Below are 17,288 nucleotides of genomic sequence, written 5' to 3'. Positions count from 1 at the left end.
CAATACGGGGAGTCGGGTCAAAAAATCCCGCCCAGTCAGCGGGGAAAGAAGCACAAAAATAGCCGAAAAAAGTTGCCGGGATTCCCGATATTCGCGTCGACAAGTAGGTTTATGGTTTTTAGGTTTGCGTTTATAACGGGATATCCAGCCGCAAACGGACTACTGAAAACCAGAAACCGTAAACCCAAAACCGTACTACATGCTCGCTAACCATTCCTTTACCGACTTACCGGCCCATGCCCGGTTGCAGGCGCATTACGATACCATAAAAGATCGCCATCTGCGTGATCTCTTTGCCGAAGACCCGGAACGTTTTAACACTTTCTCGCGGCAGTTTGAGGACATCCTGCTCGATTTTTCGAAAAATCGCATCACCGCCGAAACGCTGGACCTGCTGGTTCAATTAGCCGATCAGGCTGGATTGAGTGACGCCATCAACAAGATGTTTTCGGGCGATACGATTAATCAGACGGAGGATCGGGCGGTGCTGCACGTAGCCCTGCGCAATCGCTCCAACACCCCGATTCTGGTCGATGGGCAGGATGTAATGCCCGATATCAATGGCGTGCTGGACCGCATGAAATCCTTCACCGAACGCATCCGGTCGGGGACGTGGAAAGGCTACACGGGCGAAGCCATTACAGACATTGTGAACATTGGTATTGGTGGTTCCGACCTCGGCCCGGTAATGGTTACGGAAGCCCTGAAGTCCTACGCCGACGATAAAAAACTCCGCGTCCACTTCGTTTCCAACGTCGATGGGGTGCATATCTACGAAACCCTGCAAACCGTTCGGCCCGAAACGACACTGTTTTTGATTGCCTCCAAAACGTTCACTACGCAGGAGACCATGACCAATGCACAAACGGCCCGGCAGTGGTTTCTTGATACGGCAAACGATGAAGCAGCCATTGCCAAACACTTTGCCGCTCTGTCAACGAATCAAAAAGACGTTCAGAAATTCGGCATCGACCCCGATAATATGTTTGGCTTCTGGGATTGGGTGGGTGGCCGGTACTCCTTATGGTCAGCCATTGGTTTATCCATCGCCCTGTACATTGGTTTCGACAAATTTGAGGAGTTACTGGAGGGGGCTCACGCAATGGATAACCACTTCCGCGATACGCCTTCTGACCAGAACATGCCCGTTGTTCTGGCCCTCATGGGCATCTGGTACAACAACTTTTTTGGTGCACAGACTGAAGCCATTCTTCCCTACGACCAATACCTGCACCGCTTTGCGGCTTATTTTCAGCAGGGGGATATGGAAAGTAACGGCAAATCGGTTGACCGCAACGGCAACCCCGTCGATTATCAGACCGGCCCTATTATCTGGGGCGAACCCGGCACCAATGGGCAGCATGCTTTTTATCAGCTGATTCATCAGGGCACCAAACTGATTCCCTGCGATTTTCTGGCCCCGGCCATTAGCCAGCGACCCATTGGCGAGCACCACAAAATACTGATGGCCAACTATTTTGCCCAGACAAAAGCACTCATGAACGGTAAAACCGAGGAAGTGGCAGCCGACGAATTACGGAAAGCAGGCAAGAGTGAAGCCCAAATAGCCGCCCTGGCACCGTTCAAAACCTTCTCCGGCAACCGGCCTACCAACTCGATTCTGTTCCAAAAGCTAACGCCACGCACACTAGGCAGTTTGATTGCCTTATATGAGCATAAAATTTTTACGCAGGGCGTTATCTGGAACATTTTCAGTTTTGACCAGTGGGGTGTTGAACTGGGAAAGCAACTGGCCAGCCGCATTCTGCCTGAGTTGCAGGATGATGCACCCATCAACGCACACGATAGCTCGACCAACGGGCTGATGAACGCCTTCAAAGCAATGCGGAAGCAGTAATTGATTGCGTTATAAAACGGTTAGTTAACACCTCAGGCAAATGAGCTGACATGGTCTAAAAACGGGAATTGCCCGAAACCAGCTGGTTTCGGGCAATTCCCGTTTTTATGGGTGCAATACCATTGTGCGTTAGCGCGTATAGAAGTCGCCTTTGGCAATAGTGGACTCGTATTCGTTGTTGATCGTTTCCAGAAACTTACCCGTTACCCAGCCTAGGTCTGAGTTTCGGATAAATACAAACCGTTTGGACCCCAATGAGTTGTTGTACACCCGCGTGACGTAATCGAGCCACAAAGCACCGGCAATGATTTGTTTTTCGCTGAGTTGATTCTGAGATGCATTGATATCCTGTTCTGCCTGACGGCGTATGCCCGCGTTGGGAATGTCTTTCAGGTCGGGGCGGGTCAGCGCTTTGTAGTCCGTAAGAGCCATACGCTTGAACTGTTCGATATCATTGACCGTAACAGCCACGGCCGTAACACCCGCCTTGTCGGGGTGCAGATACGCAACCAGTGCCTGAACGATATCGCCCCCTAACCCTACCGTCCGACGCTCCTGCAAGCCGGTATCCCGGTTTTGAATGAACGGTTTCAGGGCGGAATCGGCTATGGCCGGGACTACCAACTGGGCTTCGCGCCGGTACGCATCGATACCCAGCGACTTTTTGCTTTCGATTTTGCTTACGATTGTGTTGACGCCAAGAGGCAGTGTTATTTCATGAAAATCCTTATCGACATTCGTATAATTCCGGCGGCTGGCTTCACTTTCAAAATAGCCACCCATCGTACTGTTATTTCCCACGTTCAGCGCCGATGTAGTTGGCCACACTTTGCGGGGAATGGCGCCAATAGTGAACAGTTGGGCTTCCCGTGCAGGAGTAAACGTGGTGTCGATGCGGAGTCCGGTACCCGGAACTGCCCGCTCCAACTGCGTATACAGTTTCTTACGTCCCTCTGGTGTTTGCGCCAGCTCGTTGCTCATGTCGCTGCTCAGAACAACAAAAATCCGTTCGTTGGGAATCTGGTAGCGCCGGATCGAGTCAAGCCCAATACGTAATGCATCCTGACTGCCTTTAAATGAACTGGATGCGTCGGCAACCAGCAGATTATTCGGAATGTCGAAGGTTGTTTTGATATCTTTCTCGTAGAAATCGCTCTCGTACTTCGTCTTGAAGATAGCCACCCGTACTCCCGTTTCGTTAAACTGGATACCCGCGTAGATATTTTTGCTGGAGAGTGCCCGCATCACTTCGTTAACACCCCATCCGCTGGCTACATACTTCAGTTTACCATACAGGTCGAGCGATTTTTGCAGATAAGCCAGGGCATTGGTCGTATCCTTGATGTCCTTATACGACAGACCAATCAACTCATTGGCCACGGCCTGCCAGTACACACTTTTACCGGAAATAAAGGCAGGCATGGCCCGGTTCAGCAGACTAATCGATTCCGGCGATTTGTCGACCTCCCGAAGCGTGTTTGCTAACTTAGTGTAGTGGATAGCGTCAGCAATCGTTTTGGCGTTCTGAGCCTGTACCGAAACGGCACTTATGGCCGTGGTAACAAGTAGTATAAAAAAACGTCTCATAGTATTGATTGATAAGGAGTTTGGGTTAACTAAGGTTTTTTCCCAATACACCTACGAACGATACCATGAAACAGATTCAGAGAAATAGAAATTTAAGGATAGATATCACCGATAAAAGCAGGATATTTTTACGGGTCAGGCTCTCAGCATTCGTCGCTGTTTGAGCAAATCTTCCTTTTTCACAAAAGTAATCGGTACAAACTCATCGGTTGGAGAGCCGATGTAATACAACGTCCAGTTGCGGTCGTAGTTGACCAGCAATTGCTGAATGCACTCGACCCGGTCGAATGTTGGCACCGCGCAGTCGCCCCAGTATAATAGCTCGACGCGGTAGTGGAGTGCCTGTTTTTGACCGTTTATGGTCACGTCGATGTCAATGTCCTGTTTGCCGGGCATCGAAGATATGGGAATGGCGATGTATGACATAGGAGTCGGGGTAAGGAAAGCGGTTGCTATTGATTCCCGGTTTTGATACCGAAGCTACGTTCGGTCTCCCGGATGATTGCCTGTTTTTCGCGCTCCGATTTACCTGTTACATTGACAGTGCGTTCGATAATCAGTTCGTCGCCCTCTTTCTGAAAGATGTACTGCATCCAGAGCCGCCCATTTTCTTTATCTTCCCGAACCAGTACGGACGATGGCATTACGTCATCAGGAGAAAGAGACGGTATTACCTTAGCCTCCAGGCGGCTGTTTTCGTCCGTGTCTGTCCCCTTGTTTACCCGGTAATCAGCCTGTTTTTTTCTCGTTTTGCTGCCCTGTTTTGGGTCAGCGAGTACTACCTCTAGCTCTAGTTCGGCAGCATTCTGCTCCAATGAGTCAACAATACGATTTTCGAGCGCTTTCATGGTTGCCTTTCCCATTTCGGATACATCGAATGAACGGCTGTAATGAACAGAACGGCCAGCCTGTTCAATATCGACGCGAATTCGAAGCTGATGCCCGTCATGCGTGATGTGCTTGTTAACAACGGATGATTGGGCTATTGCGCTGACACTAACGGCGACCAGGAATAGCGTATAAAACGTTTTCATTGAATGGCAAAAGTAGGTAGGAGATGAGTTGACAGTACGTTTCCAGCTATCATCATGCCAAATAGACAAATCGCTAATTACCAACGAGTTAACAGGAAAAATAAAGAGAATTTGTCCGATTACGGACAAATTCTGTACGACTGCGGACAACGTTTTTCCGTTGCTCAGCAGGCATGTTTACGCCTGAAAGCTATTATCGAACTACCTTTTTATCACAATCCACTTTACAGCGCAACGAGTGGCTGACGTGCCCACTGAATCCGTGTATAAAAAGGTACTGTTTACGAACGATGGACAGCCGCTTGAGGCTGAAGCATCCTACGGTTCACCGAGCTCGATTGTATTGGGCTACCGATGGATTTCCATTAGTAAGGCAGGTCATCAAAATAATCCCGGGCTGGGAAATTGGGTAGTCAAGCCCAACAACCAGCGTTGAAGGCTTCTGCTGGATACCGCACCAGATAGCCATTGGTGTCGAAGAGCAGAGAATCTGGCTTTAGGGTCTTTCAACGAACAGATGAGTATTTTTTTGATTTATTTGACCAGCTTCGGGCAGGAAAGTTGACTACTTGATTCTATAACCTGATTGAACTACGTCGCAGGTGTGGTGGACAAAAGGGGTAATCCTTTAAGCACCCTGAATCGAATGCAAAAGCCGCGTCCATTTAATCTGGGCGCGGCTTTTCGAGCGTATAATTCTATCCGGAATTTGAGTAGCAGGGCAGTGAATGCCTTTACTCCGCTAAGTTGAATTTCACCTGCACCCCGCCCGCTGTGGTGGCCCGCTTGAAGGAGTTGGACACCAGTGGGTCGTTGAAGGTACGGTCAAAATAGAGGTTGAAATTTAACCGGCGGCTCACAATATAGCTCACCTGCGGCCGCAACTGGAAGTTTACGTTACCCGCCGTCACAATCTGCTCGGCATCCAGTTTTCGCTGAATGGTACGCGTATCCCGGAAGCTGAGAGCGCAGGAGAAGGTCAGGTCATTTTTGAGTTTCTTGTACGCACCGTTGATGCGGAATGGTATCCGGAAATTCTGCTTTGTAAAACCCAGCGAGGCCGTCAAGTCTTTGTTCCGTAGCTCAGCTACCTGCGCGTTGGACAGGCTCAGAGCCACATCGCGACTCTGGTTGTAGGACAGTTGCCCTGTCATACGGCTCTTGGTCTGAAACTGAATGCCCAGCATCGGGGCAAACTTCTCTGACATGGTAATGGTACTCAGGGCCACGATGGGCACAAACTGGTTGAGTTGATTCAATATCTGCCCCGGCCCAAACTCCTGAACGGCCAGGTTCACGTAGGCAGCTCCATAATCCAGATTCGAAATGAAGTTACCTACGCTATAGGTCGACGAGTAGCTGTGGTTGATGGTAAAGGCACTGAACTGTTTCCGAATGAAGCCTAACCCCGACAGCCCGTTGTACATAATCTGCCAGTTGGGCAGCGGGAAATTATAGAACGGGGAGAACTTCGCTTTCTCTTTTTGCTGGCCGCTGTAAGCGGCAAAGAAAGCAGGAACCAGCACATCCTGGGAGTTCAGATCGTACGTCCCCACTTTGTTATCCCCTCTCGCCATCGAATTCAGTTTCTGGCTGAAATAACGACGGTAGCTCTCCAGGCTATCGAACAGCACCGACGTATTATCGCCACGGAGCCCTTTGAAAGCGGTTCGGAACGACCAGAACGACATACTGAACTGACCACTCCGTACGGGTGTCTGCGTTTCAAACGGGCCACCTTGCGAACCCGGACGATAATACTCCTGATACGCGTCGGTCCGGTCGAGTCGCCAGTTAATCTGCATCCTGAAATCCTTGAAAGGCTCCAGTGTGGTGCTGGCCGTGAATTTCTTAGTGATATTCTGCTGGAAAGCTATGTTCTGTACCGTACTGGGCGAAAGCCACCCTTTCGAAGCTGCTTTGTAAGCAATATCATGCGCCTGACTACCCAGCACAAACCCGATGCCCGGCGCGTTTTCCGGGCTTAAGCCAAAGAAGCGGGGCGTGGGCAAAAAGCCGGGCAGAATCGTAGCTTCCTGCCGGGTGTACGAGAAATTTATGCCCCGCACGGTCAATAAAGCACGGGTGAAATTTTTCAGAACCTTACTTTCTCCCCGTTCAATATCCTCAATGTCGCCGGGGTTACGGGCAAAGTTTTTCCGAAGGGGCGCGGGCGTATTAACAAAGCGCAGGTAGCGGATTTTGTTGTACAACCGAATCAAGTCGACGCGGCCGGTTATACCCTGTTCGCGGTTGTTACGGATAATATTGCCGAACGGCACCCCCAGCGAATCGGCAATACCGAACGAGTTGGCCTGAAACTGGTAACCAATGCCATAAACAGCATCGGCCGCAATCCAGTCGAGTAACGGGATTTTATCCAGCGGCAAGCGGTACGTGGCCCGGATATCCTGCACGAAATTTTTCATCCGGCCCAGGTGCTTGATACTGTTCAGAATCGAGTCCCGTTTCGCCTGCGTATCAATATCGCCCGCTGGCTCATCAATAATCGCATTGGCCTGCGAATGATAAGTGAGCACCAGATTACGGGTCAGATTCCAGGTCAGGTCGTAATAGCGGTTGAAGAGGAAGTACTTCTCAAACTGCGGCAGAATTCCATCCGTTGTCAGGTCTGATGAACGAAGCTGTGTTTTGATGAAACTGCGGTCCATATCCGTCCGGATGGATACCAATGAAGGGAGCAGCGTCAAATTGAAATCTTTGAGCCAGCGCAGGTAGGGAGCCTCAAACGAGGCCACATCCCGGAATGGCTCAAACGCCTTTGGCTGCGCACTATAGGTGTAGGCGATGCCGCCCCGGTTTTGCCGTTGCACGTATTCCTGAGTCAGGATGTTCGTTCGTTTTATATCGTTGAACGCATAGGTAAACGCGAGATTCTCAAAGTCCCAGAAGTGCAGTTTGGCATTGGGGTTTGTTTTCACTTTCCTCACATTCGAGAAGTTGTAGCCCCGGCGGGTGGTATTATCCTGTACCAGTTGTTTGTAGCTGTCCCGTTCTAATTCCGGCTTAGTATTGATAGACGTTTCCAGCGGTGTATCGGGGTCGAGCGGGTCGAAATGGGGATCCACATTGCGGTGGTCGTAGTTGACATAAAGTGGGATTTTAAGCCCCCAGCCAGCGGGCAAAAACTTGTCGATGGCCAATGCCGACGATACCCCGAACTCGGAGGTTGTTTCCAGTGCCCGTTCGCCGATACGCGTCTGAACGCCCCCAAAACCAAAAGTCGTTATTCGCCCCGAAGCAGTGAGTGTGCCCAAATCGGCCAGTTTCATACTGACAGCCGCAATAGCCGCCATGCCCGCATGCTGGTCGTAGCCATTGGCCCGAAACTCGTCGACCCAGATGGTGAAGGTTTTGGGCCGCTCGCCATCCCCCAGAATTTTAGGATTCCGTACCCCAATCATCACCGACTGCACCGAACTCAGATCGGGGTTACCTACTACCGTAATCAGGTAGTGCCCGTCGGCAGACGGCTGCGAGAAGGGCAGTGACGTTCGACGACCAAACTGCCGGTTCCGGTTGGCTTTCAAATCAATCAGCTCCTGAAGGGCAATATCCAACTCGTTGGCGGCAGGCCAGACCACCTCTGGGGTTTGGTTACCAGTGGGCGTGGCAACCAGCCGGGGGATTTCAATTTCGTAATAGTTGTCCGTATAATCCGTGCCTACCCGTATAAAAGCCGATACCTGACCGCTTTCGTTATCGGGGTTATGCATGTGGACAAACATCTTGAACCGCTCCCGAAACAGCAGGTTGAAACTGGTATTCCGGAACGCCCCCCGCGAATCGCCATCGCGCAGGTTGGTTACGCTCAGACGCATCGACTGCTCGTTCAGCTCCACAATATTAGGCTGGGTATAATCCCGATCCCGAACGTAGCCCGGTGGCACTGAATACACGTACTTATCTCCCCCCTGCGCCGTAACCTGGGTGCTGCTGTTCTCTTCCACATTGACGGTTGAGACCGTAAAATTAGCGTCGTAGGGTTCAGGAACCTCCTGCAAACCACGCTGGGTCAGGTCGCCCGTGTATTTACGATACTGGTTGGCTTCCATCTGCAACTGGGCAAACCGGAGTACAACCGGGTCGGTGAAATTGGTCAGGTACATCCGCATGAAACGGATGGATTTAAACCCGTTGATGTTGCCTACTTTACGCAGGGGTTCGCGCACCGGAATTCGGAACTGATACCACGTAACAACCCCACCCGGTGCCCCTGCGGTTGGGACGGAAACTTTATCAATAATGTACCTGTTCTGCCCAACTTCTATCTTACCCGGTTGCAGATCTATCTCATACTCGTAATAAGCCTCGTTGTCATTGATAGTATTGTCGATATTCAGGTCTTCGATGTCGGGCAGCGTCGTTGATGCGGGAGTCAGAAACTGATTGGTACTGAGATTTTCGGGCGAGTTATTTTCCATACCCATGTACCGCTTATACCGGCCAACGATGTACTGTGCCGAATCGGCCTGCTCACCCAGATAAAACTGAAAATCATCACCGGAGGGGTCCCTTTGTATATCGGCCAGTACGCCGGGGTTATTGGTCACCCGCGTCCGTATAGTGTTTAAGTAGCTGTTGAAACGCTGTCTTTCCACGTCATTCTTCAGGCCATCCAGCCCAATATCCTGCTGTTCACGAGCGCCCGCCTGAAACGCATTCGTTACAAACTGCCGGGTAGGTGCCCGGCCCCAGGAGGTCGAATCCGTACCGGGGTTCCGCACGCTGATGGCCGAATCAATCGGAAAGCCATTTTCAAACTCGTACCGACTATCCTTAATAACATCTTCCGAAATATCGCCCAGGTTGAACACCAGTTTACCTCCCTGAACCCGGCCTGTATTGTCGAACTGTTCATTGGGTCCGCTCCGGATTACGCCGGAAGGGCCGGGCACGAAGGGGTCCATGAGCCAAAACGTAATGTTCTCTACGTTGGCATTATCAAAATCAATATCGGAGGCAATGGCCCGCGTTACCGAACCGAAATTATTTCTTGGGTTAGGTAAACGACCCGTCGCACTCAGGTTCGGGTTGTAATTGTACATACCCCGCTCGGCCGGGAAATACGCCACGTCCAGAATGTTTTCCGGCAACTGCACCGGCCTTGCCGACCGGCCGGGAAACAGCTCCTGCGGTAAAAATGGCCGTTCGTACACGTGAGCGTTCGCATCGTCTACGTCGATGTTGGATGCTACGCCCAGTACCCCCGTCGAGCCAAAAATACTGGGGTCTACGGTATAAACTGAAATCCGGGCGCGGTTGTAAGCATAGGGCAGTGGGTCTGCAAAGGTGCCCTGCGGAAACTGCTGCGGAGTGGCTCCCAGCCGCCAGCGGGTAGGTTGGCGCGTGAGGTCATAAATGGTGCGGGCAGCCTCAAAGTCGTCCAGATAACTCTCATTACGGGCTTTGGGGTTGGTACCGGGGAAGAGTTGCGCCACTTCGCCCGTGAACTGAATGGTCGACAATTCTTTGGTTTGTACCCCTGGCAGCGCATCCAGCAGCCGGGTGAGGCCGGGGGAGTCTTTGCGAATATTGGCATTCACCCCCAGAATCGTGTTGTTGACCGGCTCATTGCCCAGGGCCACCCGCGTCAGAAAACCGGCGGGGGTTTCTTTCATGTGCATAGCCGTCAGCCCGATACTCACATCCCGATTGACGGCATAGTCCAGCCGCGTACCGATGAGGGAACGTATCTGATTCTGGAACAGATCGGGCTGCTCGTAGCTAATCTTAATCTCCCGTCCCGAATTCGTTACACTCTCGTTAATAATCCGCAACCGGCCAATCTGGGCTTCGAGTACGTAATCCACGCCGACACTGAGGGGTACCCCCCCCGCCGTAACCGTAACCGACTGTTCATTGACACCGTAGGGCAGTTGCACTTCGGCCCCGTTACCCGACTGGAAGGACCCTTTCAGAAAGAACTTGTTTTTGGCCGCTATCTGTTGTGCATCCGCTTTGGTGGTGCGGTACAGTTCATTAAAGACGTATTTTGACTTCAAACTGGCTTCGTCGGTATCGAACTGTTTTTCCAGGTATGCCCCAAACGGCTCCAGCACCGGGAAGATAATTTTCCCATATCGACTGTCTATCGTGTAGTTCTCTACGTAATCGAAATTACCATCGGGCTGGGCATCCAGCTGCTGATTGAGCCGGTCCATACCAAATAGTTGCACCAGCGGGCGGTTCTGCGTCCGCCGACCTTCCTGTAGGTTAGGGTTGTCAATCCCTGTCAGGTCATCTTTGTAAATAACCCGCAGCTGGAAGCCCTGCCGGGTAATCTGCGCCGTATTAAGGCCATAGATGTTTTTCATCATCAGGTTCCACATCGGCAACTGAAGATTGTTGCGCAGTGTGGCCGACTTCAGCAGCTTCATTACCAGCACTTCTCCATCTCTGCGCACCTGATAATCTTCGGTCAGCTCCCCCACTTTGTAGCGTTGGCCCTGGTAGGTGTATTCGTAGGAAACGGCCAGGATTTCGTCGTTTCTCAGGGGCGTGACCAATGATATATAACCGAGGTCCGGTTGCAGCCGATACTCCCGGTCGGTCAGGCGTTTGGCGGCCCGTAGCAGGTCATAATCCGTTCCTTTAGTCAGTCCATACGTACTTGTCAGCACATCGTTGGTGCGGTCTACCTGCCGGAGCGGGTTGTTGGCATCCGAGGTCAGCTTACTGTACAGACCGTTGGCCCCATTGGCGGTAGGGGTCCGGTTACTACGCGAAAAGGGGGGTAGATTTGGATTTGTCTGGCTATAGGGATTGCCTTCGCCCAAATCCTGAAAACCAACTACATTCCGCAATGATTCGGTGGTGTTGGTGCGGTTCGTCACGTACACTTCGATACGGGTAACGTTGACTCCCGAGGTTACCTGTGGCAGTGTCTTTAGAGACGATTCGTAAATAGACCGGAAAAACTGCGACAGGAAAAAGTGTTGATTCTCGTCGTAGTTGTCGGCCCGGATTTCAAACGGCCTGTTTGAACTACCGCCCCGCAAGGTAATCTCGCTCTTGCGCGACCGTTGCTGCGAAGCCACGATGGTGGCGTTCAGTTTACCGAAGCGGAGTTGGGTTTTTACACCGAATAGGTTTTGTACGCCCGGAATAAGCTGACTGTTGACTGCCCAACTGATATTACCCACTTCAAGCCCCTGCAAAATACTTTCATTCTGAGGAGTAAACCCCGGCAGGCCGCCGGGAGCATTCGGTACGCCGGGCAAGGCAGGTGCCGCCGGAAGGCCCGGCTTCTGACCCGAACCAAATGCCGGTAAACCACCGCCCGGACGATAGTTTAGTTTGATGGCATTTTCGAAGTTGAAGCTGGCTTTGGTATCGAAGTTGGCCAGTACGCCCAGCTTCTCGCCAATCTTCCCGTTGAAATTAATATTGATTTGCTCATTAAACAGGAAATTACCCGTACGACGCTGCCGTACCGGATAAGCGGGGTTGTCATTAAACTGGTAGAGGTATCCGAAATCGAGCGTGACAAAACCGTTAGGCTTAAAATCGACTTCACTACCACCAAACAGCCGGTCGATGATGGGCGGCAATTCGAGTTTCGGAATCAGCCCACGTCCGCTCAGGGCACTTTGACCGTCACTTCGGGCACTGTACTCGCGCCATAAATTCTGCTCGACCCGCTGATTCTGAAGGTCGTTGTAGGTTGAAAACGGAATCGTTTCGGCAGGCCGGTAAGGCAATCCAAACTGCGACGGAGGTAAGGCCAGACCGGGCACTCCTGTACCGGATACGGGTGGAGAGGTTGGGTCCGTTCGGCCCGGCACACTATTGGGTGTGGGAGCACCGGACAGGGATACGCCCGTTCGGACGCGTTCCGACACGTCGAGCAAGCCGTTCGGCCCAAGGCGAAAGTCGGTTGAGACGCCTTTGGGGTCCCGTAAAATAAAAGGTGATTTAGACGGTCGGTCCGAGAACCGGGTAGCCCGTCGGTCGGGCCAGTTTATGGTTGGATGACGGCCTGCACTACGAATGGCCCGAAGGCTGTCGGTACGATCCTGAACCGCTCTTTTAACCGAATCAGTCCGGGCAGCGGCCTGTCGGCGGGCATTGGCGCGGGCCGAGTCAGTAGCAGCCTGCTGTCGGCGACCGGCGGCCCCCCGTCGGGTGGGCGTTGGTTCCTGCACTACCTTCTTGACGGAATCAGTTTGGGCAGCGGCCGCACGTTGAGCAGCAGCCCGGGCTGAGTCAGCACGGTCGGTACGCTCCTGCACCGCTTTTTTGATGGAATCGGTCCGGGCAGCGGCTGCACGTTGGGCAGCAGTGCGGGCAGAGTCCGCATTGACCCGATTTCGGTCGGTGCGTTCCTGCACTACTCGCTTGACCGAATCGGTCCGGGCAGCGGCCGCACGTTGGGTAGCTACCCGGGCTGAGTCAGCATTGACCCGAATTCTGTTGGCGCGTTCCTGCACCGCTTTTTTGATGGAATCAGTTCGGGCAGCGGCCGCACGTTGGGCAGCCGCGCGGGCTGAGGCTGCGCGGTCGGCGCGTTCCTGCACCGCTTTTTTGATGGAATCGGTCCGGGCAGCGGCCGCACGTTGGGCAGCCGCGCGAGCTGAAGCTGCCCGGTCGGTGCGTTCCTGCACTGCCTTCTTGATGGAGTCGGTTCGGGCAGCGGCTGCACGTTGGGTAGCAGCGCGGGCCGAGTCAGCATTAATCTGTTGCCGTTTATCGACTCTGCCTGGATTCAATTCTCTTTCAAGCTCCGATTCTACCCCTCCATTAACCTGTTGCGGTTTTTTAATCTGTTGCTGTTTATTAGCTCCGCCCTGGGTGGGAGTGGTTGGGTTCTGCGCATGGCTTATCCCCAATCCCATAAGCAACCAGCATCCCAGTATCAGCCAACCATTCTGGGCGAACAGGAGCCTGCCAAAAGCGGGGATAAGGTGGTAAAAAAGAGACTTGTGAACAAAGTAAGGGTTCACCATTTGGGACTTTTCAGGTTCAGGAAAAGGTGTGTACGGTATGTACTTCTATCAAACGGCCAACATCAGACCATTCGTCTAACCGGGATGTAGATTTTTTTAACCGGTAATCTACCGTTCGTATCTGACATAACGCGACGAAAAGTTACGCACTAATCGTCGTTTATCTGCCAGTTGGTATGCGGGAGATAATTAACCTGTCAAAGCGCCCTACAATTTCCGGGCCATACTTTACCGGCGTAAACGTAGCGATATATGCGTGGAATCGAACTACGCAGGGCCGAAACAATTCAGGCGCTGGCTGATGCGGTACGGCTAAGAGCCTGAAGGAGGGAGTAACTGGCCACCATACCGAAGCCAACCATAAGCATGATGTGCAGAAAGAAAAGGCGGAAATCCTGTAGATAGAAGGCCAAAGCAAGGCCCCCGAGGAAATAGAGCGTCAGAGCACTTTCCGCTACCGTTAGCCAGCTTACCCGGTGGTTGATATATTTATTGGCAGCCCAGTTATCCTTCGCGGTTGTTACGTTAAACTTGGGCGTTCGGACAAACGGCGTTTTGCGGCCCATGTATCCCTCCATTACGGCGATGGTATTGTGCAGCGATAACCCCATCATCAGCGAAGAATACATGGGAAAATACCAGATTAGTTTCGCTTTGTTGGTACCTTTCAGAAACCAGATGGGAATGCCGTAAAACGTAAGCAGAATAACCAGGTTGAACTGAAACAGGTTGATAACCGTGAACACCCCTTCCCACTCAGGGTGCTGACTGCGAATGTAAATCAGGGGAACACTCAGCACGCCCAGCACTAGCACCAGAATGAAGGTAGCACTGCTGAACAGGTGAAAAAAGGCGTGAAGTTTTATGGGCAGGGATATACCCGGCGTTTTGATAACCTTCACAAACAGTTTGCGGGCACATTCGGCAGCTCCCTTCATCCAGCGATATTGCTGCGATTTCAGGGCGTTCATGGCCACGGGCAACTCGGCCGGTGAGCCAACATCCTCCCGGTAAACGAATGTCCAGTTGCGCAGCTGCGCCCGGTAGCTCAGGTCCAAATCTTCGGTGAGGGTATCGCTTTGCCAGCCCCCGGCATCAATGATAGCTTCCTTGCGCCATACCCCGCCCGTTCCGTTGAAGTTAGCCAGGTAGCCACCTGCGTAACGGCCACTCTGCTCCACCGTGAAGTGGGCATTCAGGCCAAACGCCTGCAGCTGCGTAATCAGCGAAAACTCCTCGTTCAGGTGCTCCCAGCGAGTCTGCACAATCCCGACGCGCGGGTCGGAAAAATGCGGTACCGTTTTGAGTAAAAAATCAGGGTCTGGCACAAAGTCGGCATCGAAAATAGCGATTAACTCCCCCTTCGCCAGTGTGAGTCCGTAGCCCAGTGCCCCGGCCTTAAAGCCAGTCCGCTCGGGTCGGCGGATATGTTCGATAGGTACCCCCTGCTGCTGGTATTCAGCTACTTTTCTGGCAATAATGGCTACCGTTTCATCCGTCGAGTCGTCCAGAACCTGAATATCGAGTTTATCCTTCGGATACTGTATTTGGACAATGGCATCAATCAGCCGCTCTACCACATAAAGTTCATTGTAAACGGGCAACTGAATGGTGACGCGGGGCAGGTCGTCAGCTGACAGTAAGGCCGTCGGCTGAATCAATTTCTGACGCTTCTTTGTAGAGCGTAAGTAGGTAATTATCAGGCTTAATTGACCGAAATTATATAAGAACAACAGCAAAAGGGCCGTTGCGTACAAAAGCAAAACAAGAATTTCCATAATAATGCCGACGAAGCTTTTTTCTCTAGTAAGCCGGTATACCTAAAGGCCTTGTCGTCTGAACAAGTGCATAACGGTTTATAGAGGGAAATAGTTGGGACTAAATAAACTCATGAACCAGCACGACGGCAGGTTTTATCAATTGGCTACCTTTAGCCAATACGGCCTGGTTTCGACCAAAATAGGTTATACTTGAGTATGGAAATAACGTTTGTGGGTGCTGGTAACCTGTCCTGGCACCTTGCCCCGGCCTTAGAAAGTGCCGGGCATCATATCAATGAAGTATACAGCCGTCAGCTTCAGCATGCCCGTCAACTGGTTAGTAATCTGTACGATGCCCGGACGCATTCGGACCTGAACTTTGCCGATAGCCCGTCCCATTTATTTGTTCTGGCCGTTTCTGACCAGGCACTCGAAGAAGTCTGTTCCCGACTGGTACTGCCCGAAAATGCCCTGGTGGTACATACGGCCGGGGGGCAATCCCTGCGGGCATTGGAACAATGGATGGCCGTTTATAGCGATGTGCCCGTGCAGACGGGTGTTTTTTACCCGCTTCAAACCTTTACCAGGGAGCAATCCTTCATGGCTTTTGAGGACATACCGCTCTGTATCGAATCGGCAGACTCCACAACGGAAGATAAGTTGGTACGCCTGGCGCAGGATATCAGCCACACCGTTTACGTTATCACCTCCGAGGAGCGAAAAGCATTGCACGTAGCGGCCGTGTTTGCCTGTAACTTTACCAATCATCTGCTGGCTCTCGCCAACGATATGATCACCGCCGAAGGAATGGATTTTGATTTGCTACGGCCGTTGATAGCCGAAACCTTTCATAAAGGACTGGATGCCGAAAGTCCCGCCGATGTTCAAACGGGTCCGGCTCGCCGGGGTGATTTGAAAACCATTGAAACGCATCTGAATTATCTGGGGAATCGGCCCCAGCTGGCAGAGATTTACCAATTGTTGACGGCTAGTATCCAGCGTCACTATCACTCGAATCGTTAGCAAGACTTAACTCTCATGAATCGACTTACGCATCATCTTGCCATGTGCCTTTTTCTTCCTTTTTACTGTGTAGCCCAGTGGCAGCCCCAAGCGGTTAGTACGGATGCCAGTTTCCGGGCCGTTAGTGCGGCTGGTGCCGACGTTGCCTGGATTGGCGGTACAAAGGGAACGTTTGTACGGACGGCCGATGGCGGAAAAACCTGGCAAACGGGCGCGGTGCCGGATGCCCAGACCTGCGACTTCCGGGATGTGCAGGCCGTAGATGCCCAGACCGCTTACCTGATGAGTGCCGGTCCGGCTGAGAAAGGGCAGGCCCGGATTTATAAGACAACGAATGCCGGGCAAAACTGGACCTTACTCTATCAAAATGAACAGCAAGGCGTCTTCTTCGATGGAATCGACTTCTGGGATAACCAGCACGGCATCGTTTTCAGCGACCCCATAGCCGATGCAGCGGGCAACAAAAAATGGTTTATACTAACGACGGACGATGGCGGTAAAACCTGGCAGCGCGTACCCCCGGCCGCTCTACCCGCTATGGAGCCAAACGAAGCCGCTTTTGCCGCCAGTGGTACCAGCCTGGTGGTGGAAGGGAAACGACATGTGTGGATTGCATCAGGCGGGGGTGAGCACGGACGGGTGTTTCACTCGTCGGACCGGGGTAAGACCTGGACGGTTAGCAACACGCCCCTGCCGGGTGGTGAAGCAACGGGTCTGTTCGGGCTGCGTTTTTTTAGTGATAAGATCGGCGTGGCCGTTGGCGGAAACTAGAAACAGGAACAACAGCCCGGCCCTAACGCAACCATCACACGCGATGGCGGAAAAACCTGGCAACTCCTGACGCCAACCGATCCACCCGGCTTGAAAGAAGCCGTAGCGCTGCTCCCCGGCGACCGCCTGCTGACGATTGGTCCATCGGGCACAAGCCTGTCTGCGGATCAGGGGCAAACCTGGCAAAAACTCGATGCTGAGGGTTTTCATGCGATGGCCTGCGCCAAGGGCACCTGCTACGCCGTTGGCGCGAAAGGGAAAGTGGCCGTGCAGCGATTTAACTAGT

Annotated in this window: 9 protein-coding genes; 4 read left to right on the top strand and 5 right to left on the bottom strand. The window is 52.4% G+C overall.

The features are described from left to right. Positions 1-199: 199 nt before the first annotated feature. A complete protein-coding gene (gene pgi, locus B156_RS0103370) occupies positions 200-1,858 on the top strand; it encodes a glucose-6-phosphate isomerase (protein ID WP_018618222.1) in 1,659 nt (552 codons plus the stop codon). Positions 1,859-1,987: 129 nt separating this feature from the next. On the opposite strand, the gene B156_RS0103365 is transcribed toward pgi, so the two are convergent. The 5 genes from B156_RS0103365 to B156_RS0103340 form a co-directional block, all read right to left on the bottom strand. Further along, positions 1,988-3,445 carry a tetratricopeptide repeat protein gene (locus B156_RS0103365; RefSeq protein WP_018618221.1) on the bottom strand — a complete coding sequence of 486 codons (1,458 nt, stop codon included), beginning with the start codon at positions 3,443-3,445 and terminating at the stop codon, positions 1,988-1,990. A 135-nt stretch (positions 3,446-3,580) separates the two neighbouring features. Then, the gene (locus B156_RS0103360; RefSeq protein ID WP_018618220.1) at positions 3,581-3,871 is read right to left on the bottom strand and encodes a hypothetical protein; all 291 of its coding nucleotides are present in this window, start codon (positions 3,869-3,871) and stop codon (positions 3,581-3,583) included. Positions 3,872-3,897: 26 nt separating this feature from the next. After that, positions 3,898-4,479, bottom strand: a complete 582-nt coding sequence (locus B156_RS0103355) for a hypothetical protein (protein WP_018618219.1) — start codon at positions 4,477-4,479, stop codon at positions 3,898-3,900. Between the two features lie 734 nt (positions 4,480-5,213). Beyond that, positions 5,214-13,448 carry a T9SS outer membrane translocon Sov/SprA gene (gene sov / locus B156_RS0103345; protein ID WP_018618217.1) on the bottom strand — a complete coding sequence of 2,745 codons (8,235 nt, stop codon included), beginning with the start codon at positions 13,446-13,448 and terminating at the stop codon, positions 5,214-5,216. A gap of 287 nt (positions 13,449-13,735) precedes the next feature. Further along, positions 13,736-15,226 carry a cellulose synthase family protein gene (locus B156_RS0103340; protein ID WP_018618216.1) on the bottom strand — a complete coding sequence of 497 codons (1,491 nt, stop codon included), beginning with the start codon at positions 15,224-15,226 and terminating at the stop codon, positions 13,736-13,738. Positions 15,227-15,424: 198 nt separating this feature from the next. Here B156_RS0103340 and B156_RS0103335 point away from each other — a divergent pair, with 198 nt between their 5' ends. The 3 genes from B156_RS0103335 to B156_RS32060 all read left to right on the top strand — a co-directional run bounded on the left by B156_RS0103335 (position 15,425) and on the right by B156_RS32060 (position 17,287). Beyond that, positions 15,425-16,231, top strand: coding sequence for a Rossmann-like and DUF2520 domain-containing protein (locus B156_RS0103335; protein WP_018618215.1), 807 nt, complete (start codon positions 15,425-15,427; stop codon positions 16,229-16,231). Positions 16,232-16,246: 15 nt separating this feature from the next. Then, positions 16,247-17,002: a WD40/YVTN/BNR-like repeat-containing protein gene (locus tag B156_RS28770; protein ID WP_245563678.1), complete on the top strand. Its 756-nt coding sequence runs from the start codon at positions 16,247-16,249 to the stop codon at positions 17,000-17,002. A gap of 90 nt (positions 17,003-17,092) precedes the next feature. Continuing rightward, the gene (locus tag B156_RS32060) at positions 17,093-17,287 is read left to right on the top strand and encodes a hypothetical protein (RefSeq protein WP_018618213.1); all 195 of its coding nucleotides are present in this window, start codon (positions 17,093-17,095) and stop codon (positions 17,285-17,287) included. Position 17,288: the final 1 nt, after the last annotated feature.

The sequence above is a fragment of the Spirosoma luteum DSM 19990 genome, assembly GCF_000374065.1.
Taxonomy (GTDB): Bacteria; Bacteroidota; Bacteroidia; order Cytophagales; family Spirosomataceae; genus Spirosoma; species Spirosoma luteum.
Note: the sequence above shows the minus strand (reverse complement) of the source record. Positions and strands in the feature narration are given on the sequence as shown.

Coding starts and splice junctions, on each gene's coding strand:
- B156_RS0103355 (WP_018618219.1), bottom strand. CDS start 4,479: ATGAAAACGTTTTATACGCTATTCCTGGTCGCCGTTAGTGTCAGCGCA.
- B156_RS0103360 (WP_018618220.1), bottom strand. CDS start 3,871: ATGTCATACATCGCCATTCCCATATCTTCGATGCCCGGCAAACAGGAC.
- B156_RS0103365 (WP_018618221.1), bottom strand. CDS start 3,445: ATGAGACGTTTTTTTATACTACTTGTTACCACGGCCATAAGTGCCGTT.
- B156_RS0103340 (WP_018618216.1), bottom strand. CDS start 15,226: ATGGAAATTCTTGTTTTGCTTTTGTACGCAACGGCCCTTTTGCTGTTG.
- pgi (WP_018618222.1), top strand. CDS start 200: ATGCTCGCTAACCATTCCTTTACCGACTTACCGGCCCATGCCCGGTTG.
- B156_RS0103335 (WP_018618215.1), top strand. CDS start 15,425: ATGGAAATAACGTTTGTGGGTGCTGGTAACCTGTCCTGGCACCTTGCC.
- sov (WP_018618217.1), bottom strand. CDS start 13,448: ATGGTGAACCCTTACTTTGTTCACAAGTCTCTTTTTTACCACCTTATC.
- B156_RS28770 (WP_245563678.1), top strand. CDS start 16,247: ATGAATCGACTTACGCATCATCTTGCCATGTGCCTTTTTCTTCCTTTT.